The organism is Plantibacter sp., assembly GCF_059073635.1.
The window spans coordinates 293,273-316,359 of record NZ_JCACOF010000008.1; the positions used below are offsets into that span (position 1 = coordinate 293,273).

Annotated in this window: 13 protein-coding genes; 6 read left to right on the forward strand and 7 right to left on the reverse strand. The window is 71.1% G+C overall.

Annotated elements, in window-relative coordinates:
* Positions 1-82: 82 nt before the first annotated feature.
* On the reverse strand, positions 83-1,387 hold the full coding sequence (locus AC5JOC_RS08635) for an alpha/beta hydrolase (protein WP_494246152.1): 1,305 nt from the start codon (positions 1,385-1,387) through the stop codon (positions 83-85).
* Positions 1,388-1,571: 184 nt separating this feature from the next.
* Between AC5JOC_RS08635 and AC5JOC_RS08640 the strand changes: the two genes are divergently transcribed.
* Positions 1,572-2,963 carry a glycine--tRNA ligase gene (locus tag AC5JOC_RS08640; protein WP_064295424.1) on the forward strand — a complete coding sequence of 464 codons (1,392 nt, stop codon included), beginning with the start codon at positions 1,572-1,574 and terminating at the stop codon, positions 2,961-2,963.
* Between the two features lie 96 nt (positions 2,964-3,059).
* Here the strand turns inward: AC5JOC_RS08640 and AC5JOC_RS08645 are convergent, their stop codons facing one another.
* Complete coding sequence (locus tag AC5JOC_RS08645) at positions 3,060-3,803, reverse strand: dienelactone hydrolase family protein (protein ID WP_085511333.1); 744 nt, start codon at positions 3,801-3,803, stop codon at positions 3,060-3,062.
* Positions 3,804-4,053: 250 nt separating this feature from the next.
* Between AC5JOC_RS08645 and AC5JOC_RS08650 the strand changes: the two genes are divergently transcribed.
* The 5 genes from AC5JOC_RS08650 to AC5JOC_RS08670 all read left to right on the forward strand — a co-directional run bounded on the left by AC5JOC_RS08650 (position 4,054) and on the right by AC5JOC_RS08670 (position 13,163).
* Positions 4,054-8,757: a type I polyketide synthase gene (locus AC5JOC_RS08650; RefSeq protein WP_494246154.1), complete on the forward strand. Its 4,704-nt coding sequence runs from the start codon at positions 4,054-4,056 to the stop codon at positions 8,755-8,757.
* 35 nt (positions 8,758-8,792) lie between these two features.
* Complete coding sequence (locus tag AC5JOC_RS08655; RefSeq protein WP_494246156.1) at positions 8,793-10,910, forward strand: MMPL family transporter; 2,118 nt, start codon at positions 8,793-8,795, stop codon at positions 10,908-10,910.
* Positions 10,911-11,918 (forward strand): nitroreductase family protein, encoded by a 1,008-nt coding sequence (locus AC5JOC_RS08660; protein ID WP_494246158.1) that lies wholly within the window; start codon positions 10,911-10,913, stop codon positions 11,916-11,918.
* Positions 11,915-12,598 (forward strand): 4'-phosphopantetheinyl transferase family protein, encoded by a 684-nt coding sequence (locus AC5JOC_RS08665; RefSeq protein WP_494246362.1) that lies wholly within the window; start codon positions 11,915-11,917, stop codon positions 12,596-12,598. Before AC5JOC_RS08660 ends, AC5JOC_RS08665 begins: the two co-directional genes overlap by 4 nt.
* Before the next feature lie 64 nt (positions 12,599-12,662).
* Positions 12,663-13,163 (forward strand): DUF2087 domain-containing protein, encoded by a 501-nt coding sequence (locus AC5JOC_RS08670; protein ID WP_494246160.1) that lies wholly within the window; start codon positions 12,663-12,665, stop codon positions 13,161-13,163.
* Between the two features lie 187 nt (positions 13,164-13,350).
* On the opposite strand, the gene AC5JOC_RS08675 is transcribed toward AC5JOC_RS08670, so the two are convergent.
* The 5 genes from AC5JOC_RS08675 to AC5JOC_RS08695 form a co-directional block, all read right to left on the reverse strand.
* Positions 13,351-14,982: a beta-N-acetylhexosaminidase gene (locus AC5JOC_RS08675; protein WP_494246162.1), complete on the reverse strand. Its 1,632-nt coding sequence runs from the start codon at positions 14,980-14,982 to the stop codon at positions 13,351-13,353.
* A 115-nt stretch (positions 14,983-15,097) separates the two neighbouring features.
* A complete protein-coding gene (locus AC5JOC_RS08680; RefSeq protein WP_079704496.1) occupies positions 15,098-15,448 on the reverse strand; it encodes a hypothetical protein in 351 nt (116 codons plus the stop codon).
* Positions 15,449-15,844: 396 nt separating this feature from the next.
* A complete protein-coding gene (locus AC5JOC_RS08685; RefSeq protein ID WP_494246165.1) occupies positions 15,845-17,587 on the reverse strand; it encodes a DUF5605 domain-containing protein in 1,743 nt (580 codons plus the stop codon).
* A gap of 89 nt (positions 17,588-17,676) precedes the next feature.
* The gene (locus tag AC5JOC_RS08690; RefSeq protein WP_494246166.1) at positions 17,677-20,505 is read right to left on the reverse strand and encodes a family 78 glycoside hydrolase catalytic domain; all 2,829 of its coding nucleotides are present in this window, start codon (positions 20,503-20,505) and stop codon (positions 17,677-17,679) included.
* The gene (locus AC5JOC_RS08695) at positions 20,502-22,979 is read right to left on the reverse strand and encodes a beta-glucosidase family protein (RefSeq protein ID WP_494246168.1); all 2,478 of its coding nucleotides are present in this window, start codon (positions 22,977-22,979) and stop codon (positions 20,502-20,504) included. Before AC5JOC_RS08695 ends, AC5JOC_RS08690 begins: the two co-directional genes overlap by 4 nt.
* Positions 22,980-23,087 lie beyond the last annotated feature (108 nt).

The following is a 23,087-nucleotide window of genomic DNA, read 5'->3' on the forward strand; positions in this document are numbered from 1 at the left end:
ATAACCAATCGGTCCAGACCGCCGCCGAAGTTCTCCACAGCCCACGATGGAGTGGAAGCCGGGTCGCGGAGCCCCGTCCCCGTCACGGTCGTTGGAGACCGATCCGCGGGTAGAGCGCACGGAGCGTCTGGTCCAGCCCGCCCGTGAGCGAGCTGGCGCCGTGGTCGCCACCCGGTATCGCGAAGGTCTGGACCTTCCAGCCGGCCGCCGTCGCGGTGGATGCGGCGCGCCGCATCATGTCGGTGTAGACCGCGTCCGCCGTCCCCGCGGAGAAGAACGCCTCGGTGTCGACGTACGTCGTCTTCGCCATGATGGTCGCCGGTTTGATCGCGTCGTACGCGTTCTGGTCGCCGTTGAACATCACGCGCAGGTTGTCCGCCGGGAGGCCGGCTCCGGGATACTCCTCGCCCGAGACACTGACGACGTTGCCGAAGGTCTGCGGGTACTTGGCTCCGTAGTAGATCGCACAGCTGCCGCCGGCCGAGTACCCGGCGACCGTCCAATCCTTCGGCGACTGGAGGATGTGCAGGTTCGCCTTCGCCCAGGGGAGGACGTCCTGCGTGACGTAGGTCTCCACCTTCCCGTACCGCCCGTCGATGCACAGCGGATCCACCGAGGGGTCGCCGAGCTGGTCCACGACGAGCGCGATGGGGGCGAGCCCCTGGTGGTCGGCGGCGATCGCGTCGAGCGCCTCGCCGATCCACTTCGCGTCGGGGTCACCCGGTTGTCCCATCATCATGAGGACGAACGGGAGCGCCGGGGGATCCTTCACGAGTGCGGCGGGTGGGTAGTAGACCTGCGCCGGGCGGGCGTTGAACCCGGAGTTCGTGTTCGGGATCCGGTCGCCCGTGGGAAGCGGGCCGAACCTGCCTGTCTTCGGCAGATCGGCCGGCGGCTTCCACGTCTCGTACAGCGGGCGGGCCGGATCGCCGGTGGGCGTGCTCGTCGGCGTCACGAGGGTGATCGGCTTGCGGTTCTGGACGTGGAACATCGACCCGAGGGTGGTCTGGACACCGTACGCGCCGTTGACGCCCAGCGCCGCGGTCGCGCCGAAGACGAGGATGCACGCGACGGCGATGACGCGCCGCTGCCACGAGACGCGCCAGCAGATCGTCAGGACGGCGAGCGCGATGCCGGCGAAGACGCCGATCAACCAGGGCTCCGCGGAGCGGATCAACGGCCCGCCGAAGAGGTTGAGCACGTCGAAGACCAGCCACACCGTCCCCAGGGCGAGGAGCGCGCCGGCCAGGAGGGCGATGGCGGCGCTCAGGTACCACAGCAGCCCGGACCGACGGATGACGAGGTACAGCAGGCCGGCGATGCTGAGCCCGTCGAGCACCCAGACGAGTGGACCGTCGATGACGTCGAGGTTCCACAGCCAATCCATCGATGCTCCATCCTGCGTACCGCGATGGTTGTCAGGCTAGGCGGCCGCCCTGAGCGGGACAAGGGCCGTTGGGCGTCCTCACGGGCTCGCCCATAGGATTGAGGGGTTCCGGGAGCGGGCGCCAGCCAGGCGTCAGCACCGGAAGGTACCGCCGCGTGGCAAGCGGCACGGAGGATCCACACCCATGGCAGAGCAGTCCCATCTCGAGTCCGTCATCACCCTGGCCCAGCACCGCGGCTTCGTCTTCCCGTCGGGAGACATCTACGGCGGCACGCGGTCTGCGTGGGATTACGGGCCCCTGGGTGTCGAGCTCAAGGAGAACATCAAGCGCCAGTGGTGGAACGCGTTCGTGCGTGGCCGCGGCGACATGGTCGGTCTCGACTCCGCCGTCATCCTGCCCACCCCGGTCTGGGAGGCGTCCGGTCACGTCAAGGTCTTCAGCGACCCGCTGACCGAATCGCTCATCACCCACAAGCGGTACCGGGCCGACCACCTCTTCGAGGCGTACGAGGCCGAGCACGGCCACCCGCCGGAGAACGGCCTCGCCGACATCCCCGACCCCGAGCACCCCTCGAAGGTCGGCCAGTGGACCGAGATCCGTCAGATGTCCGGCCTCCTGAAGACCTTCCTCGGCGTCGTCGACGACGAGTCCGGTCTCCACTACCTGCGTCCCGAGACCGCCCAGGGCATCTTCACGAACTTCGCGAACGTGCTGCAGACGGCCCGCAAGAAGCCGCCGTTCGGCATCGGCCAGATCGGCAAGGCGTTCCGCAACGAGATCACGCCCGGTAACTTCATCTTCCGCACCCGCGAGTTCGAGCAGATGGAGATCGAGTTCTTCGTCGAGCCCGGCACCGACGACGAGTGGCAGCAGACCTGGATGGACCTGTGCTGGGCCTGGTTCATCGACCTCGGCATGACGCCCGACAACATCCGTTGGTTCGAGCACCCGCAGGAGAAGCTGGCGCACTACTCGAAGCGCACCGTCGACATCGAGTACAAGTTCGGCTTCGCCGGCAGCGAGTGGGGCGAGCTCATGGGCGTCGCGAACCGCACCGACTACGACCTCAAGGTGCACGCCGAGCAGTCCGGCAAGGACCTCAGCTACTTCGACCAGGCCAAGAACGAGCGGTACATGCCGTACGTCATCGAGCCGTCGTTCGGTCTGACCCGTGCGCTCATGGCCTTCCTCGTCGACGCGTACGAGGAGCAGGAGCTGCCGCCGAACGCCAAGGGCAAGATCGAGAAGCGCACCGTGCTGCACCTCGACCCGCGTCTCGCGCCCGTCAAGGTCGCCGTGCTGCCGCTGTCCCGCAACGAGGCGCTGTCGCCGCTCGCCCGCCAGATCGGCGACGAGCTGCGCGGCTCGTGGAACATCGACTTCGACGACTCGGGCGCGATCGGCCGCCGCTACCGTCGTCAGGACGAGATCGGCACCCCGTACTGCGTGACCGTCGACTTCGACTCGCTCGAGGACAACGCCGTGACGGTCCGCGACCGCGACAGCATGCAGCAGGAGCGTGTCGCCATCGACGAGCTGTACGCCTACCTCGCCACCCGCCTCAAGGGCGCGTAGGCCTCCGCCGTTTCACCCGAACGCCCGCTCGCCCATGTTTGGGCGAGCGGGCGTTTCTTCGCCCAGAAACGGGCGAACGGACACGGATGGCTCGGGCTAGGCGTTGCCGAGTGAGGTGTCGAGGAACGCGAGCGTCTTCACCCAGGCGTCGGCGGCCGCGTCCTCGCGGTACGTGATCGTGTTGGTGTCGTTGAAGAAGGCGTGACCGGCGTCGGGGTAGACGGTCGCGGTGAACTCGACACGCGCGTCCTCCATCGTCGTGGTCAGCTCGGGCAGGCTCTGCATGAGGCCCTCGTCCTGGTCGCCGTAGAACGCGAGGACCGGGCAGGCGATGCTCGTCACAGCCTCGGGCTCCGGCGGGTAGCCGTAGAACGGGACAGCGGCGCGGATGCGGCGGTCGGCCGCGGCGAGCGCGAAGCTGTAGCCGCCACCGAAGCAGAAGCCGACGACGGCGACGCGCCCGTCGATCCCCTCCTCGTCGAACAGGGCGTCGACGGCCTTCCCCAGGTACCCGAGCGCCTCCTCGGCGTACTCGGGCGACTTCGAGGCCGAGAGCTTCTCGCGCAGCTTCGGCTGTGCCGCGGTCCTCGTCGCCTCGTCACTGTTGAAGACGAGGCTCTCGAGCTCCGCACCGATCTCGGGTGTGACGCCGGCGCCACTCAGGATGTCGGGCGCGATGACGAGGTACCCCTCCGCGGCGAACCGGTCGGCGACGTCGGTGATGTGCGGGACGAGGCCCCAGATCTCGTGGATGAGCACGAGCCCGCCGCGGAGCTCGACGCCCTTCGGCGGATCGGCGCGGTAGGCGGTGAGGCCCTTGGTCAGCGTGATGGTCGTCATATCGCCAGTGTTCCAGCCGACCCTCCGCACCGGCTGGGGGTTGCGCTGCCCGCGAGTTATCCACAGATTCCGAACGAGCAACCGAACTGATGTTTCAGATGACTACAGTCGAGCTGTGGCGTGCCCACGGGCCGGCTCTCCTCACCGCGAGGTGGCCCCTGGACCTCGACCTACTCCGCTCGGAGTCGTCGACATGCCGACCTGCCCCCTCGTTCCATCCGCGATCAACACCCTCGGAGGTTCTCTCGTCGTGCCCGTTCGACCACTCGCCATCGTCGGCCTGTCCGCCCGCTTCGGTGGCGCGGCAGACGCCCACCAGTACTGGCGCAACATCCTGGCGGCCCGACGCAGCGGCTCCGCCGTCCCCCGCTCGAGATGGGATCACGCCTCCTTCTTCGCGCCGCACGACCCCCGAGCGGTGCATCACGCCTACTCCGACCAGGGGTCCTTCATCGACGGCGTCGAGCAGTTCGCCGCTCGGCACTTCCGCATCCCACCCAGTCGCGCGCACGCGATGGACCCGCAACATCGCCTGCTCCTCGAGGCAGCGCGAGCCGCCTGGATCGACGCCGGGTTCGAACGTCGTCGCATCGACCGGTCGTCCATCGGCGTCTTCGTCGGGATGGCTGCGAACGATTACCGCGAACTCTCCTCGCTCCGCATCCGGGCGCAACTCCTCGGCGACGACTCGGTCCACGCGGAACACGCCGGCCCCGACCTCGCGGCGGCGATGGGCGCGCGCGTCGCCGGTGTGCGCCCGTTCCACGCGTTCTCGATGCCGGGATGCCTGCCGAACATGGGGCCGGCGCTGGTGAGCAGCACGCTCGACCTCGGCGGCCCGAGCTTCGCGGTCGACGCCGCGTGCTCCAGCAGCCTCGTCGCGCTCCACCAGGCGATCGCCGCCATCCGGTCCGGGCAGTGCTCGGCGGCGCTCGTCGGCGGTGTCAACCTGAGCCTCGTCCCGGATGCGATGGTCGCCTTCTCCCGGATCGGTGCGCTGTCACGGAGCGGGGTGTGCCGACCGTTCGACGGCGATGCCGACGGATTCCTCCTCGGCGAGGGCGTCGGCATGATCGTCGTCAAACCGCTCGAGGCCGCCATCGACGACCACGACGACGTCTACGCGGTCATCCGCGGCTCCGGGGTGTCCAACGACGGCCGGGCCGAAGGGCCGATGACGCCGACGACCGACGGACAGCTGGCAGCGCTCCGCCGGGCCTACGAGGACGCCGCTGCCGACCCCGCCGACCTGGGCGTCGTCGAGGCGCACGGCACGGCCACCCCGGTGGGCGACCGCACCGAGCTGGAATCGCTGGCGGCGCTGCGTCGTCTCGGGACATCGCCGCACCGGACCGCCACGGTCACGGCGGTGAAGGCGCTCGTGGGGCACACGATGGCGGCGGCCGGGATCGCCAGCATCGTCAAAGCAGCGCTCATGGCGAGGCATCGGGTCGTCCCCGGGCAGCCCCGCCTGCGTTCCGAGGCGCACGCCGAGACCCTCCGAGACGGCCGCCTTGCGCTCGCCTCCCGCACCATCGACCCGGGCGACGACGGTCTGGGCCTCATCGGCGTCAGCTCGTTCGGGTTCGGCGGCACCAACGCGCACGTGGTGCTCGAATCACCGGCGACGCGAGCAGGTCGAGTCCGTCGGCGTGCCGCTGGGGGACCGGCCGACGAACCGCTCCCGCACCTCCTCGTGTTCTCGGCCGCCGACCCCACGCTGCTCGGCGAGCACCTCCGTGCGGTCCTCGCCGTCCTCCACGCCGCCGACGCACCGTCCATCGCCGGCCTCGCACGGACCTTGAGCTTCCGCTCGCTCGCGAGCACCCGTCTGGCGATCGTGTGCCGCACCGCCGCCGAGCTGATCTCCGGGCTGTCGGCCGCCGTGGAGCAGCTCGCTAGCGGAGCCACCGGGGTGATCTCCGCGGACGTCTGCACCGGTGTCCGTGTCGACGAGGCCGCTCGGCGGATCGCCTTCGTCTTCCCCGGGCAGGGTAGCCAGACCCCGCGGATGCAGTCGGACCTCCTCGATCGATTCCCCGCCTTCCGTGCAGCGGCCGAGACCTTGAACGAGCAGGTGCTCGACGAGACCGGGGTCGATGTGCTCGCGGCGCTCTCCGCGGCCGACGCCGACACCCCCTCCGGAGTCGACCGTCTCACGTCCACCGAGGTCTGCCAACCCGCGCTCGCGGTGACGGCGCTCGCGGCCGTGGCGCAGTTGCGCGAGATCGGCGTGGAGCCCGACCTCGTCATCGGGCACAGTGTCGGCGAGCTGCCCGCCATGGCGACGGCGGGCGCGCTCGAGGCGCCCGACGCCGTGCGGCTCGCCGCGGTCCGCGGACACCACATGCGGTCGGCTGCGACGCGACCCGGCGACGGCATGACGGCCCTCGGCTGCGACGCCGAGCGGGCCGCAGCGCTCCTCAGCGGCATCGACGACGCGTGGATCGCGGCCGCCAACGATCCCCGGCAGACGGTGGTGAGTGGAACCGGCGAGGCCCTGCGCACCGTTGCGGAACGGTGCGTCGAGCACGGGGTGTCGACACACCCGCTGCGCGTCGCCACCGGGTTCCACTCGCCCCTGCTCGAGCCGATCCGGCCGGCCCTCGTGGCGGACCTGTCGCGATTCCGGCCTCGCGCGCCGCAGGTGCAGCTCGTGTCGACCGTGACGGGCCGCGCGGTGGAGACGAGCGAGGAGCTGGGCCGTCAGCTCGAGGAGAACGTCTTCTCCACGGTGCGGTTCCGCGAGGCGATCGAGTCGGCGTCCGCATCCGACGTCGGTGTCTACGTCCAGATCGGTGGGGGTTCGGCGCTGCTCGGGTCCATCCGGCGCTCCCTGGGCGATGCGCCCGACGTGCACGTCATCCCGAGCAGCGCGTCGGCGCCGGACGACGCGGCGACCTTCCTCCGACTCATCGGTCGGCTGACGGTGCTGGGCGCCGACCTCGACCTGGCATCGCTCGTCCCACCAGACACCGCGGGTGTGGCGCTGCCGATCGCGCCGCTGCCGACCGAGCCGTACTGGGTCGTCCGACCGGACGCCACCGCCCCGACGACCACACCCCGAGAACCCACATCCGAACCGCACCGACCACCCTCCCCCGTCGAACAGGATCCCCACTCCATGCACCACAACCCCCACGACCTGCCGTCCTCCCCGCTCGCCGGACGACCGTCGGCAGGACCGCCGATCCAGCCGCGAGCCGCCGAGGCCCAGGCCGACCACCTGCCCGGACTGCTCGCCCTCATGAACCGCCAGCTGAGCCTCATCGAGGGTTCCGGGCGGGCCGATCACGCGCCCGCGTCGACGGATCCGTTCCGCTGGTCCACGGAACCCGGCTCGCCGCAGGCGGAGGTGGTCGCCCGGATGGGCCTCGCAGCCTCCCGGTCGCATCGCGCCGAGTCCGACGCGGTCATCCTCGGCATGGTGTCGCGCATCAGCGGGTTCCCGCTGGACCTGATCCGGCCCGACATGCACCTCGTCGAGCAGCTCGGATTCGATTCGCTGATGATGCGTGAGCTGATCACCCAGCTGCACACGGAGTGGCCATCGCTGCCGACCCCCGCCCAGCTCGGCGAGCGCTTCGCCGGGCGGCCCACGGTGGAGCAGGTGCTGGACGGCGTCGGGTCCCTGCTGCACCCGTTCGCCGAGGAGCCGCAGCACCGGCTTCCGCGGGTCGAGACGGAACCGGTGGCTGCCGCTTCCCCGGCGCCGGCCGACCGCCCGACCCGATGGACCGAGGCCGACGCCCGCATCGAGTGCTTCCCGGAGGCGGTCGCCATGCGGGAACGCCGGCAGCAGACCGACCGCAACCCCTACTTCCTGCTCCATGAGGGGATCATCGACGCGACGACGACGATCGGCGACGCCCAGCTCGTGAGCTTCTCGAGCTACAACTACCTCGGTGTCACCGGCCACCCCGTGGTCGCCGAGACGATCGCCGACGCCGTGGCCCGATACGGCAGCTCGGTGTCCGCCAGTCGGTTCCTGTCCGGTGAGCGCCCGATCCATGCCGAGCTCGAGCAGGAGCTCGCCGACCTCCTCCAGGTGGAGTCCGCGCTCACCCTGGTGAGCGGCCACGCGACGAACGTGAGTGTCATCGGGCACCTGGTGGAACCGGGCGATCTCATCGTCCACGACAGCCTCGCGCACGACAGCATCATCCAGGGGGCGAAACTCTCCGGAGCCACCCGGCGGTCCTTCCCCCACAACGACCTGAGCGCGCTCGACGACCTCCTCGGCGCGATCCGCGGCGGGTTCCGCCGAGTCCTCATCGTCGTGGAGGGCGTCTACAGCATGGACGGCGACCTCGTACCGCTCCCGCAGCTCATCGAGCTGAAGAAGCGACACGGCGCACTGGTGCTCGTCGACGAAGCGCACAGCATCGGGACGGTCGGCGCGAACGGGGGCGGGGTCGGCGAACACTTCGGTGTCGACCGCTCGGACATCGACCTCTGGTGCGGCACGATGTCGAAGTCGCTCGCCGGATGCGGCGGCTACGTCGGTGGCACCGCCGCCGCGGTCGACTACCTCAAGTACTCCGTGCCCGGGTTCGTGTACAGCGTCGGCATCACCCCGGCGAACGCGGCCGCGTCGCTCGCCGCCCTCCGGCTCATGCGCGACGAGCCCGAGCGCCTCAGCCGCCTGCGGCAGAACGCCGACCGCTTCCGCGAGACGGCCCGGGCCGCCGGCATCGACATCGGCGACAGTGCCGACTCGCCCGTCGTGCCGTGCATCGTCGGCAGCTCGGAACGGGCGCTGGCACTGGCGACCGCGCTCTTCGACCACGGCTTCAGCGTCAACCCGATCCTGTACCCGGCCGTGCCGGACGACCAGGCGCGGCTCCGATTCTTCATCACCGCGGAGCACACCGCCGAGCAGATCCAGCGGGTCGTGGACATCACGGCATCCGAACTCAACCGCATCACCCACGACATCGAGGTATCCGCATGACGAACCACTCCAGAACGACTCCCAGACGACGGGCGGTGATCACGCTCCTGATCGGCCTGGTGTTCGCGATCGTGGCGGGCATCGCGGGGGCCGACGTCCTCGACAACCTCAAGACGGGCGGGTTCGACGACCCGCAGTCCGACTCCGTGGCTGCAGCGGACGTGCTCGCCGACCGGTTCCCCGGCAGCGACCCGAAACTCGTCCTCGTCGTGGACGTCTCCGACGGACTCGACAGCGCCGCCGGCAGGGAGGCGCTCGACGACATCGTCGGCGCTGTTGACGATGTGGACGGCGCCAGCGTCACCGGCTCCTACGCCGACTCGGAGCAGCTGCGGAGCGACACCGACCGCGGCGTCGTGCTCGTGGCGCTCGCCGGAGACGAGGACACCGTGCAACGCGCGACCACCGCGCTCCGCGGGACGATCACCGAGGAGGTGACGTCGGCCACGGTCCGGTTCGGCGGCATCGCGGGGATCAACGACGACCTGAACGCGCAGGTCAAGACGGACATCATCGTCGCGGAGACGATCGCCATCCCGATCACCCTCGTGCTGCTGTTCTTCGCGTTCCGCGGTGTGGTGGCCGCGCTGCTGCCCGTCGGCGTCGCGGGCGTCACGATCCTCGGTTCCCTCGGCCTGCTGAACGTGGTCGCGCAGCTCACCTCGGTCTCCCTGTTCGCAGTCAACCTCGTCACCGCGTTGGGCCTCGGACTCGCCATCGACTACTGCCTGCTGTTCCTCACCCGCTATCGGGACGAACGCTCGGGCGGAGCCACCGACGAGGAGGCGTTGCGGATCGCTCGGCGGACGACCGGCCGGACCATCGTGTTCAGCGGCGTCGTCGTCGCCGCGGCGCTCGCCACGCTGATGCTGTTCGACCAGTACTTCCTGCGCTCGTTCGCCATCGCGGGACTCGTCATCGTGGCCTGCTCCGTGGTGGGCGCGGTCGTCCTGCTGCCCGCAGCCCTCACCCTCCTGGGTCGCCGGATCGACTGGGGCCGTCTGCGCTCGCGGCGCCCGGCCGGGGCCGAGGGTCGGTTCTGGTACCGGGTGGGCGACCACGCGTATCGCCGTCCGTGGTTGGCGGTGCCCGTGATCGCGCTGCTCATCGCCATGGCCGCGCCGTTCGCGCACGCGGAGTTCGGGGTGCCCGACGAACGAGTGCTCCCCGCCGACGCCGAGAGTCGTGTCGTGGCGGACATCATGCGGTCCGACTTCGACGTCGCCGAGGCGGACGCCGTCTCCGTCGTCACCGAGGACTGGGCGGGGACGGACCGCGAGCTCGAGGAGTACGCCACCGAACTCTCCTCGATCGCGGGCGTCGAGGCCGTCACGACGTCCCTCGGCAGCTTCGTCGACGGACGCCTCGTCGTCCCGGCCGACGCGCGGACGGAGCAGCACTTCCGCGACGGTTCGGCGCTCTGGCTGCAGGTCGCGACCGACGTCGTCCCGTACTCGCCCGAGGGCTCGGAGCTCGTCCGCGACGTCCGTGCGGTGGACCCTGGAGCCGGCTCGACCGTCCTGGTCGGTGGCCTCGCGGCGCAGATGATCGACATCGGTGACTCCATCTCGGCGCGTCTGCCGTTCGCCGCCGCGGCCATCGCGCTCATGACGCTGATCATCCTCTTCCTGTTCACGGGGAGCGTGCTGCTCCCGATCAAGGCGCTGGTGCTGAACGTGGTCGGGCTGGTCGGCATCCTGGGCGTCATCGTGTTCCTCTTCCAGGACGGCAACCTGTCGGACGTGCTCGGCTTCACCCCGTCGCCCATCGCCATCTCGATCCCGATCCTGCTGTTCTGCATCGCCTTCGGGCTCTCGATGGACTACGAGGTGTTCCTCCTCGCGCGGATCCAGGAACGGTTCCGTGCCACGGGCGATCTCGCGGAGGCGGTGCGGAGCGGGCTCGGTGCGAGCGGCCCGATCATCACGGCCGCTGCGGCGATCCTCGCGGTGTCGTTCTTCGCCATGGCGACCTCCGGGGTGTCGATCATCAAGATGCTCGGCATCGGTACCGGTATCGCGATCCTCATCGACGCCATCCTGATCCGCGGCGTGCTCGTCCCGGTCTTCATGCGCGTCGCCGGACGATACAACTGGTGGGCGCCGCGGTGGCTCGCGGCGATCCACCGTCGCATCGGGATCACGGAGGGCTGAATGGACGCGCGGTTCAGCGGCCTGTCGGCCGATGACGACCTCTCGGCGCTCGTGTCCGAGGCGGCTCGTGCGGCGAACGCCCACAACACGCAGCCGTGGGGCGTGGACCGTCAGGGCGACGAACTCGTCCTCCGCCGGGATCGCACTCGCACCCTCGGCGCGAGCGATCCGCGAGGACGCGACACGATGCTGTCGTTCGGGGCGTTCGTCGAGTCACTCCTCATCTGTGCGGCGTCGGCCGGTGTCGGACTGCGCTTCGAGGCCTCCACCGGCGGTGACGCGGAGACCGATGAGGTCGGCCGGTTCTCGCGCCACCCGGAGGGCTACCAGACGACGTTCTCCTCGGCGGACGTCCGTGGACGACGCGTCTGGCGAGGGCGATGGCGGGACGGCGCTCCTCCGCCCGACGTCCTCACGGCGGCCGCTGCGGAGGCGGAGCGTGCGGGGTTCCGGCTCGTCTCGATGCCGACCCGGGACGCCCGTCCGTTCCTCATCCGAGCCAACCGGTGGTTCTTCGGCGACGCGGCGATCGTCGCCGAGCTCCACCGGTGGACCCGCCTGTCGCCGCGCCACCCCGACTACGGCGAGGACGGACTCAACGACGCGATGCTCGTGCTGTCGAAGGTCGAACGAGCCGGCCTGCGGACGCTGATCAGCCCGCGGGTGTTCCGCGCGCTTCGCGGCGTCGGGCTGCCCGGGTTGTTGGCGAGGATGTCGGCCTCCGCGACCCAGGGCTCCGGCACCGTCCTCGGCGTGGTCAGTCCCACCGAGGCTCCACAGGAACTCGCCGCTGGGCGACTGCTCACCCGGCTCTGGCTCGGCTTCCAGCGCCACGGCCTGTACGTGCATCCCCAGAGCGCGCCGCTCGACTGTCCGGAGACCAGAGCCATGCTCGACGAACGCTGGCAGGTCGCCCGGGACGAGCAGCTCGTCGCCTGGTTCCGGGTCGGCATCCCCGCCTCCGACCCCGCGGCGCGCGTGGCGTCCCCGCGTCGGTCGGGTGGCTGAATCCGCAGCCGCGGTCGTCGACGCTCTCCGGATGCAGGTGCCGTCGGGCGTCGTCGTCTCGGCGTCCGTCGGCACCGCACCCGGGCCGTTCCGGGCCCGTCCGACCTCAGGCTCTTCGGAGCACCGAATCCCGCTCGGCGCGCGACTGCGCCAGGGCGGCACTCGCGACGCTCGGCCAGCGCTCCACGGACATCCCGACGGGGGAGGGCGGGCAACCGGTCTGGCCGACCGGCTTCGTCGGGAGTCTCTCGCACTGCCCCGGTTTCACGATCGCAGCCGTCGGTCGCGTCGGTGTCGCGAGCGCCATCGGGATCGACGTCGAGGTGCACCGGCCCGTCCGTCCCGCCGTCGCGGCGACGATCGTCTGCGGGAGTGAGGCGTCCATGCTCACGCGACTCGCCTCGAGCCATCCGACCGTCGCGTGGAGCGCCGTGCTGTGGAGCGTCAAGGAGAGCGTCTTCAAGGCGTGGTACCCGCTCACCGGCCGATGGGTCGACTACACGGCGTGTGAGGTGGTGATCCACCCGGATCGGGGCTCGTTCGATGCGCGGGTCGTCGTGCCGGCCGGTCGGACCGCGCGCTCGACCACGCCGCGCACCTTCGCCGGACGATGGTCGGTGGTGGGCACCCACCTCTGCAGCGTCGTCATCGTCCCGGCCTCGCGGCGACAGGACGGGTGATCGGCTGATCCGGTCGACGCGGGTACCGTTGAGGACGATGTCGTAGACCGCAGGAGGAGGGGCCATGCCGGACGAGGAACGGACGACGACGGACTGGCGTGCAGTGGCCGCCGCCCTCGCGAACGACGACGCCCGGACGGTGTACGCGCAACTCGTCCTCGGGCAGGAGCCCGACCTCGGCGCCACCCAGCGTGCTGTGCGGCGGGCCGAGCAGAGCGTTCAGACGTTGTCTCGGGTGGGCCTGCTGGATGTTGACGGACGCACTTCGGGCAGGGTGTTCCGGGACCTCCTCGCGGCCGCCGCACCGCCGAAGCGCGAAGGGATCGACCGCTTCCTGGTCGACGGTCGGATCGTGCAGTACCCGTCGAATCCGGACGAGCGGCAGGCGCTGTTGCAGCGCGTCGCGGCATCAGCGCTCCAGCCGGGCGAGGTGGTCGACGAAGCCGAGATCAACGAGCGGTTGTCCGCGTTCCACGACGACGTCGCGGTGCTCCGGCGGTACCTCGTCGACGCGCAGCTCGTCGAACGCACGCGCTCGGGGACCGAGTACGCGCTCGTCACCTGAGGAGGCCGCCCTTCGACAGGCTCAGGGACCGGTGCGCGCGACGGTGGGCCTCTTCCGGTCACTGAGCTTGTCGAAGTGCGTGCGGGGGCTTGCGGGGCTGCCCTTCGACAGGCTCAGGGACCGGGTGGGGGCTCGGGCCGGGGGAGGCTCAGTGACCGGCGGCAAGTCCACGGCCCGCCGGCCGGCGTCAGGCGCGGATGTCCTTCGTGAGCTCCTCCACGAGGGCGGCCCGCTGCTCGCGGGTGGACGGCCGACCCTCGGCGTCGGGACGCTCCTGCCACGGGAACGGTCCCGAAGCGCGGCGGTACTCGACCCCGAGGGCGTCGAGGCGGGCGAGGTGCTGCTGCAGCCGCGCCTCGAAGCCCGCGAGGTCGCGCTCGCGGCCGACCCAGGCGACCTCGGCGAGGGCGCACAGCCGCGGGTATGCCTGGTAGTCGATGACGCGGGCGGAGTCCATGTGCTCGGTCCAGATGTTCGCCTGCACCCCGATGATGTGCTCGGCCTGCGCCTCCGTCAGCTCAGCCGGCACCGGCTCGAAGGTGTACACCTCCGCGACGGTCAGCGGTGGCCCGACCGGGATCGGCTCACCCGGCAGCTCCGACTCGCGGTAGTCGAGGTAGACGCGGTCGTCCGGGCAGGCGATGACGTCGTACCCCTGGCGTGCGGCGGCGACCGCACCGAACTCGCCGCGCCATGAAGCGACGGTCGCGTCCTTCGGCAATCCGCCGCCCTCGAGGATCTCGTCCCAGCCGTACAGGCGTCGGCCGGCGGCGGACAGGTGCGCCTCGAGCTGGCGGATGAACCACGCCTGCAGCGCTTCGACGGAGTCGAGCCCGCGCTCGGCCATGAGGGCTTGCGTTCGAGCGCTCGCTGCCCAGCGGGTCTTCTTCGCCTCGTCGCCACCGACGCCGATGAAGGTCGATGGGAAGAGCTCCATGACCTCGTCGAACACGGTGCGGAAGAACGCGACCGTCTCCTCGCCCATGTCGAGGATCGCCTCGTTGATGCCCCACCTCGTCCACACCGACGGCTCGTCCGCGTCCTGCGCCACATCCGGCACGCCCAGCTCCGGGTACGCGGCGATGATCGCTCGCGCATGACCGGGCAGGTCGATCTCGGGGACGACCGTGATGGACCGCTCAGCGGCGTAGGCGACGATCTCGCGCAGGTCGTCCTTCGTGTAGAAGCCGCCGTGCGGGCGGCCGTCGCCGGGAGCGTGCCGTGCTGCGCCGTGCTGGCTCTCGGTCCGCCACCCGCCGACCTCGGTCAGCTTCGGGAACGCGTCGATCTGGATCCGCCAGCCCTGGTCGTCGGTGAGGTGGAAATGGAGGACGTTGAGCTTGTGGCGCGCGGCGAGGTCGATGAACCGCAGCACGTCGGACGTGGGGAGGAAGTGCCTGGCCACGTCGAGCATGACGCCGCGCCACCCGAAGCGCGGGGCGTCGTCGATGGTCGTCGCCGGGACGGTCCAGTCGACGCCGGGGACGAGCGCACGGCGGTTGACCGCAGGGGGGAGGAGCTGGGTCAGGGTCACCGCGCCGGAGAACGCGCCGGAGGCGTCGGCGGCGACGATGCGCACACCGTCCGCGTCGACCACGAGCCGGTAGCCGCCGGCCGCGACGGTGTCGTCGTGGATGAACGCGATGCTGTCGGTCCGCAGGTCGATCCGTGCGTCGAGGTCGAACCCGGTCGACGTCTGCAGCACCCCGCGCAACCAGCGGGTCGCGGCCGAGAAGCGGCGGTCACCGCCGAGCCCGGTCGTCTCGCTCAGCGTGAAGGCGCCGTCGTGCTGCTGGATGGACACGGGCAGTGGAAGCATCGGTGGTTCTCTCCTCGAGTGCTGATGGGCCGTTCTCAGGACATCTGCGGCGCGGCTGGCCGGGAACCCGGTGACACGCCGGAGGACTCCTGAGAACGGTCCCGGATGGTGGAGGTCAGGACGGGCGGTCGACGAGGGTGGTGAGCCGGTCGGCGATCAGCGTATCCGAGACGACGGTGAGCGGCGACTGACCGGCCTCGGCGGCGAGCTCGGCGATGCTGCGGCCGACGAGCTCGCGGAGGTCGGGGTGCGACACCTGCGCGATGCGCACAGCGGACCAGTCGACGCGCTCGTCGAACGGCGGCTCGGCGAAGGCGCGTTCGAGTTCGTCGACGATGGCGTCGTCCCGGAGACGGTCGATGACGGCGTCGCCGCCACCGCCCGTCACCCAGGTGGGCAGCAGGGCGGTGAGGGCGGTGCCGCGGAGGACGCCGCCCGGGAGGATGGTGCCGGTGCCGTGATCCATGGGCCGCTCTCCAGTCGTCGGGCGATTGCGCATGTTGCAACGGGGGTTGCGTCAATGCCCGACAACTGTAAAGGGTCCGAACAAACGTGTCAACGCTGTGGAGACGGGGTTGCGGGGGAGGGTTGCTCGGCACTTCGACAGGCTCAGTGACCGGGGAAGGGTGGGCCTCGTGACCGGTGGCAGGTGGGCCAGTGACCGGGGAGGGTAGCTCGGCACTTCGACAGGCTCAGTGACCGGGGAAGGGTGCGGCTCGGTGACCGGGGGAGGCGGCTCGGTGACCGGACCCGCCGGCTCAGTGACCGGGGAGGGTGGGCCTCGTGACCGGGGAGGGGTGGGCCTCGTGACCGGGGAGGGTGGCTCAGCGACCGGCAGGGCCCCGCTCCGTACCCGGCTCGGCTACTCCACCAGGCGGAGGCGGACCGCCATGAACTGGCGGCCGGGCAGGTCGACCCGGACGGTACCGGTGTACGTGCCGGGCAGGGTCTCGACCGTCATGTTCCAGGTGTCGAGCACGTCGACGTGGAACTCGCCCTCGGGGAGGAAGACGTTGCGGAACCGCGGCCGGTTGAAGCCGAAGTAGCCGATGACGTACCGGCCGGCCACCCCGCCCCACGGCACGTCCCAGTCGCCGGGGAGCGGGTCGAGGACGCCCGTCGGGGACTCCGCCGAGATGCGCTCCAGGAATGCGATGCGGTCGGGACTCGAACCGATGAGCGGACCGCCCTTCGACCAGAACAGCTCCTCCCGGTCGTTGAGGTAGGTCTCGCCGTGGCCGACGTAGCCGCCGCGGATCGCGCCCTCCCAGAACCGTCGCACCATCTCCTCGCCGGTGATGTTGCCCCAGCCCTGGTCGATGTCGCCCTCGTAGGCGCACTCGTCGATGACGATCGGCTTGCCCCACTGCTCGCGCCAGGCGTCGGTGTTCTCCGCGGTCCGGTAGACGTCGACGCGCTGCACGCTGCAGTGCGTGATCCAGGGCTTCGTGTAGTCGTAGAACCCCTGGCAGTTGTGGATGGAGTTGAGGTGGCCGTGCGGGTCCTCCGCGCCGACGACCGCCGCGAGCCGCTCCCAGTCGTCGTTCGTCTTCGCCCAGAGCAGGTCGTACTCGTTCGCCATCGACCACCACACGTTCGCGAACGCGGCGAGCCGGCGGACGGCGTAGCGGAGGTACCGTTCGTCGACGGCCGGACCGAGGTCCGCGAAGCCCCAACGGTCGTAGGCGTGGAAGAGGATCAGGTCCGCCTCGATGCCGAGCGCGCCGAGCTGGGTGATGCGCCGCTCGAGGTTCGCCCAGTACTTCGGGTCGAAGCGCTCGTGGTCGAACCCGTCTGCGAGTGAGCCGACGAAGGGGAACGTCTCCGGCTCGTTCGCGTTGTAGAGGTACGACTTCGGGAACACGCACATCCGGATCTTCGTGAACGGCGCGGCTTCGAGGGCGCGGAGCGTCTCCTCCTGCAGTTCCTCGGGCTGGTGCGTCCAGGCGTAGGCGGTCGTGCCGAGCGGGCGATGGCGGGTGCCGTCGGCGTGGGCGAAGTGGAAGCCGTCCACGCGCACCGGTCCGTGGCTGCCCGTCGCCGCGGCCGACACGGTGAACGCGCCTGCGACGCCGTCGAGTGATCGGGCGGTCGAGCTCGTGGTGAACGACCACTCGCCCTGCTCCTCGGCGAGCAGCCGCACCAGGTACCGGCCGTCGCCGTCGTAGAACCCGCCGACGGTGAGCTCGCGTGCGCCGTTCGTGAACGTCGCGCCGAGTTCCACGTCGACGAACGGGTTGCCGTGCGACGGCCCGTCCAGCCGGATCTCGACGACGCCGTACTGCGGGACGTCGCCGGGGACCGTCAGGGTCGCCGAGCCGCGCGGGACGTCCTGGCCCTCGTAGTCGGGAGCGGGCTCGATCGCGGCGCCGTAGGGTGCGCGGGCGTCGGGACCGTCGTCGACCTGTGCGAGCGCCGCCCAGAGACGATCCTTCGCCGCATCGTCCTGCAGCTCCGGCACGATCGCCGACAGCTGCCCGAGACGGATGCTGCGGAACTGCTTGGCCATCGGCGAGGCGGCGATGCCGGGCAGGAACTGCTCGAGGACGGTGCGACCCGCCGGGCTCTCGATGACGTCTCCGAAGGCGGAACTGCGGTCGAACATGGATCTCCTGTGATCAGCCGAGCGGGTCGGCGGCGGGTGCTACTGGTGCAGGCGGTGCGAGTGTTGCACGTGGAACAGTCGAGTGGGGGTTATCGCGCAACTCCTGATGCCGGAGTGGCTGCAGCAAGCGCTGCGTCCACGTCGTCGAGCATCGACGGCGGCGTGAACATGAGGAGCTGACGGACGGTCCGACCACGACTCCACTGGGTGCCGCGGCGGATGTCGTCGGCCTTGGCCTGATCGTGGGCACCCACCGAGCTGAGGAGGGCGTCGTACGCGGCCGGTCGGTCGATGATCTCGGAGAGCGGCGAGTCGAGGCCGAGCGTGATGTCGTCGTCGGCACTCGAGCCGGCGTCGGGGACCTCGACCGTCCAATCGTGGCGACCGGACCCGATCGTCTCCTCCGCGGCACCCGGCAACGCGACCGTCGCCGTCGTGTTCGGCGGCACGACCGCCGACACCCGGAGGGACGACCCTTCGCGTCGCCACGCCACCGACGCCTCGCCGTAGGGCGTGACGTGTCGGGCCTCGGCGTGGTCGAGTCCGTCGATCGGCCGCGGTGCGATCCGGAGTTCGCGGTAGCCGGGACCCGCGGGAGCGAGGCCGGCCACGGTGCGGTGCAGCCAGTCGGCGACGGCGCCGAGCGCGTAGTGGTTGAACGAGGTCATCTCGCCCGGGTTGACCGAGCCGTCCTCGAGCAGGCTGTCCCAACGCTCCCAGATCGTGGTCGCGCCCTTGGTGACGGGCGAGAGCCAGGAGGGGTTCTCGGTCTGGAGCATGAGGCGGCCGGCCGCGCGGAGGTGTCCGCCGTCGGCGAGTGCGTCGGTGATGAGCGGCGTCCCCACGAAGCCGGTGCCGATGCGGTAACCGTCGGCGCGGACGAGGTCGGCGAGGCGGTTCGCGAGGCGCTGTCGCAGGGCGGGGTCGTCGACGAGGTCGAACCGCAGGGCGAGGGCGTACGCGGTCGGCGCGTCGGACATCATCCGGCCGGCGGGCGTCACGTACTCGGCGGTGAAGGCCGCCCGACTCCGCTCGGCCAGTTCGCCGTACCGCTCGGCGTCCGCCGTCTCCCCGAGGAGCCCGGCGGTGTCGGCGAGGATCCGGAGCGATCGCGCGTGATAGGCGCTCGCGACGATGTCCGAGTCGACCCTGGCCTTCGCCGGCTGGTCAGGCGGCGCGCTCGGGTCGAGCCAGTCGCCGAGCTGGAAGGTGTTCGACCAGAGACCGTCGGTGCTCACCCGGAGCACGGCCTCCACCCAGGAACGCATCGACGGGTACTGCTCGCGCAGGATCCCGAGGTCGCCGTAGCGCTCGTGGAGCACCCACGGCACGACGGTCGCGGCGTCGCCCCAGGCCGCCGTCGGCCCGCCGCCGGCGAATCCGGACAGCGCGGCCGGGACCACCATGGGGACGACACCGTCCTGGTGTCCCTGCTCGAGCGCGAGGTCGCGCAGCCAGGAGTCGAGGAAGGCGGAGCTGTCGTAGAGGAAGCTCGCGGTCGGGGCGAAGACCTGCAGGTCACCCGTCCAGCCGAGCCGTTCGTCGCGCTGCGGGCAGTCGGTCGGGATGCTCAGGAAGTTGCCGCGCATGCCCCAGACGACGTTCTCGTGGAGGCGGTCGAGCAGCTCGTGCGAGGAGGAGAACCAACCCGTGCGCGTGAGGTCGCTGTGGAGGACGACGGCGGTGACCGACGCCGGGTCGAATGCGCCCGGCCAGCCGTCGATCTGCGCGTAGCGGAAGCCGTGGAAGGTGAAGCGCGGCTCGATCGTCTGTTCGCCGTCGCCCGAGAGCGTGACGTGGTCGGTGGCTGCGGCGTTGCGGAGGGGACGCAGGGCGAGTTCGCCCTCGTCGAGGACCTCGGCGTGCCGGAGCGTGAGCGTCGTGCCCCGCGGGCCGGCGACGGTGAGCCGGAGGCGGCCGACGAGGTTCTGGCCGAAGTCGAGGATGGTCGCGCCCGACGGCGAGGTGAGCACCTCCGCGACCGCGCGCTCCTCGATGCGGCGGACGGGCGCGGCGATCCGGGCCTCCGGCACCGGGTGCGCAGCGTCGTCGACGAGGGCCGGGGCCCAGGTGGACGCGTCGAACGCCGTCGTCGACCAGCCGGGTTCGGCCAGGGTGGTGTCGATCGCCTCGCCGGCGTAGATGCCGCTGTCGACGAGCTCGGCACCGTCGGCCGCCGACCAGCTCGCATCGGTGACGAGCGTCTCCGTCGTCCCGTCGAGGTAGTCGAGCTGCAGCTGGGCGGCGAAGCGTGGCTGGTCGCCGTAGATCCGCTCGGCGAACTGGAAGAACCCGTACCGCTCGGTGTACCAGGCGCCGGCGACGGTCGCGGCGAGGACGTTCTCGCCCGGCTCGACGAGCGCGGTGACGTCGACGGTCTCGTGCACGAGGCGGTCGCCGTAGGCGGTCCAGCCGGGGGAGAGGACGTCTTCCGAGGCGGGCATCCCGTTCAGCTGCGGTTCGGCGGCACCGAGCGCGGTCCAGAACAGCCGGGCGCGACGGACGGGCCCGCCGACCGTGAAGGTGCGGCGCACCCGGATCGGTTGCGCAGGACGCTCGGGCGCCGCGAGACCGATGAAGCGGGCGGTCCAGGCTCCGTCGGCCAGGAACGCGGCCTCGACGACGGTCGGCTCGCTCCAGGGTGTCTCCTCCCCAGCAGTCGACGCGGCACGGACCTCGACGGTGCGCACCTCGTCTGGGCCGAGTGGTGGGAACGGCCAGGAGACGAGGACGGAGTCGCGGCCCTCGACACGCGCCGTGGCACCACTGCCGTCCCGGAGCTCGGCCCAGGCCTGCACCCAGTCGGAGCCAGCGGTCTCGACGGTCCAGCTCAACCGAGGCGTCGGCGTCGCAACCGCGGGGCTGTCGTCACGGGTCTCCGCCCGCAGCCGGCCGATCCGCGCGACGTGCGCGGTCATCGGGAGGTCCCGGCTGCGATGGTGACGACGTGCTCGTCCACGAGGTCGACGACGGACGATCCGATCCGGAGGGTGACGTCGCCTGGCTCGACCTGCCAGCCGTCCGCCCAGTGGGCGAAGACCCGGGCCGGCAGCGCGACCTCCCAGGCGACCGATTCGCCGGCGCCCGCGCGGACGACGGCCGATCCGACGAGCCAGCGCACGGGGCGGTCGACCGAGGAGTCCGGTCGCTCCGCGTACACCTGCACGACGTGCTTGCCGGCGCGGTCGCCGGTGTTCGTCGCGGTCCCGGAGACGCGGGCGTCACCGGAGGCGACGTCACCCGAGACCTCGCCACCGTCGATGGACCAGCTCGTGTACCCGAGCCCGTGGCCGAACCAGTAGGCGGGCGTGGCACCCGAGCGGAGCCACGCGCGGTAGCCGATGTGGATGCCCTCCTCGTAGCGGAGCACGCCGTCCACCGGGGTGACGTCGAGCACCGGGACGTCGTCGAGCGCCGCAGCCCAGGTGGTGCTCAGGCGACCACCGGGTTCGGCGACCCCGAGCAGCACGTCGGCCAGGGCGTTGCCCATCTCCTGTCCGCCGAACCAGCCGAGGAGCACGGCGGCGACCTCGTCGCTCCAGGGGAGCAGGACCGGGGCGCCGGAGTTGACGATCACGACGGTGCGCGGGTTCACGGCGGCGACAGCCCGGACGAGCTCGTCCTGACGGCCGGGGAGGGTGAGGTCGCTGCGGTCCCAGCCCTCCGATTCGACCTTCGAGTTCGTGCCGACGACCACGACGGCGACATCGGCCGCGCGGGCCGCCTCGACCGCCTGGGCGATGAGGGCGTCGGGGTCGGAGTCGTCGGGAGCGCGACCGACGGTGACGCTGATCGCGCCGAGACCGTTCTCGCTCGGGGAGAGGTCGAACTCCGCGCGGAGTTCGACGGCGACGTCGGCCTGGGCGGCGAACGCCCCGGTCGCCGACGGCGGGGCGAGCAGCGCCGCGCCGAGGTCGTTCCCGACGACCACGGGTTGCTCGTCGACGAGGAGGACGCCGTCGACGAAGAGTCGGCCGTGGAGCCCCGTGGCGAAGCCGAGTCGCAGTTGCTCGGTGGCCTCCGGCGTGTACGTGGTGGTGAGCACGAGCTGCGACGCCGTGGTGACCGGGGCGTCGCCGCCGAACCAGACGAGCGCGGTGGACCGGCGGTCCTCGGTGAAGAGTTCCGCACCGTCGGCATCGAGGAACGTGGCGACGAGACCGGGGTCACCCGTGCGCGGGTTGGTGAGGCGCTCGAGCGGGAGTTCGGCGACGCCCTCCTGCACGATCGCGCCGACGGCGTAGTCGATCGTCGCCTCGGGGAGCGCGAGTCGGAGTCCCTCGAGTGGGCTGACGGTGTGCTCGGGGAGGACCGTGGCACTGCCGCCGCCCTGGGTGCGCGAGTCGCGGGCGTTGTGCCCGATGACGGCGACGCGGGTGAGCGTGGCGGCGTCGAGGGGCAGGGTGCCGTCGTTGTCGAGCAGCACGACGCCCTCGGTCTCGGCCTCGCGGGAGAAGGCGACCCCGTCGACCGGGGCCGGCGCCAGCGCTTCCTCGCCGAGGGCGCCGACACGGACCGCGAGGGCGAGGAGCCGGGCGACCTTGCGGTCGACGTCGGCTTCGGCGACGCGGCCGTCGCGGACGGCCTCGACGAGGGCCGCGCTCCATGCGGGAGCGGGGCCGGGCATGGCGAGGTCCTGCGACGCCGGCGCCGAGCCGAGGCTGCGGACGCCGGTCCAGTCGCTGACGACGACGCCGTCGAAGCCCCACTCCGAGTTGAGCGGCGTCTCCAGGAGGTCGTTCTCGCTCATCGTGACGCCGTCGACGGAGTTGTAGGCGCTCATGATCGCCCAGGTGCCGGCTTCGGTCACCGTGCGCTCGAACGGTGCGAGATAGAGCTCGCGGAGGGCACGCTCGCTCGCATGCACGTCGACCGTGAAGCGGTCGGTCTCGGAGTCGTTGGCGACGTAGTGCTTCGGGGTCGCGGCGACACCGTTGTCCTGCAGGCCACTGACGTAGGCGGCCGCGAGCGAACCGGTGAGTTCCGGGTCCTCGCTGAACGCCTCGAAGTGCCGCCCGCCGAGCGGGGAACGGTGGAGGTTGATGGTCGGGCCGAGGACGACGTCGACGCCCTTTCGGCGGGCCTCGGCCGCGGCGACGGCGCCGTATCGGTAGGCGAGCGACGGATCCCACGAGGACGCCAGCGCGGTCGCTGACGGGAGGTTGATCGACGGCGAGCGCTCGTCCCACAGCGGACCGCGGACGCCGGCCGGCCCGTCGGACAGGACCATGGCGCGCAGGCCGATCTTCTCGAGCGGCACCGTGGTCCAGAAGTCGGCGCCGGAGACGAGCGCGACCTTCTCCTCGAGGTCGAGTCGGGCGACGAGGGCGTCGATCGCCGCGGTGTCGACGGGCTTCGTGGCGGCGGCGTGCCGGGGAGTGGTGATGGTCATGCGATGTGGGTCCGTTCTGGGGTGGCCCTTCGACAAGCTCAGGGACCGGATTGGTGGGGTCTCGGGGACCGGTTGTGGGTCTCGGGGACCGGATGTGGGCCCTTCGAC

Coding starts and splice junctions, on each gene's coding strand:
- AC5JOC_RS08635 (WP_494246152.1), bottom strand. CDS start 1,387: ATGGATTGGCTGTGGAACCTCGACGTCATCGACGGTCCACTCGTCTGG.
- AC5JOC_RS08640 (WP_064295424.1), top strand. CDS start 1,572: ATGGCAGAGCAGTCCCATCTCGAGTCCGTCATCACCCTGGCCCAGCAC.
- AC5JOC_RS08645 (WP_085511333.1), bottom strand. CDS start 3,803: ATGACGACCATCACGCTGACCAAGGGCCTCACCGCCTACCGCGCCGAT.
- AC5JOC_RS08660 (WP_494246158.1), top strand. CDS start 10,911: ATGGACGCGCGGTTCAGCGGCCTGTCGGCCGATGACGACCTCTCGGCG.
- AC5JOC_RS08670 (WP_494246160.1), top strand. CDS start 12,663: ATGCCGGACGAGGAACGGACGACGACGGACTGGCGTGCAGTGGCCGCC.
- AC5JOC_RS08675 (WP_494246162.1), bottom strand. CDS start 14,982: ATGCTTCCACTGCCCGTGTCCATCCAGCAGCACGACGGCGCCTTCACG.
- AC5JOC_RS08680 (WP_079704496.1), bottom strand. CDS start 15,448: ATGGATCACGGCACCGGCACCATCCTCCCGGGCGGCGTCCTCCGCGGC.
- AC5JOC_RS08685 (WP_494246165.1), bottom strand. CDS start 17,587: ATGTTCGACCGCAGTTCCGCCTTCGGAGACGTCATCGAGAGCCCGGCG.
- AC5JOC_RS08690 (WP_494246166.1), bottom strand. CDS start 20,505: ATGACCGCGCACGTCGCGCGGATCGGCCGGCTGCGGGCGGAGACCCGT.
- AC5JOC_RS08695 (WP_494246168.1), bottom strand. CDS start 22,979: ATGACCATCACCACTCCCCGGCACGCCGCCGCCACGAAGCCCGTCGAC.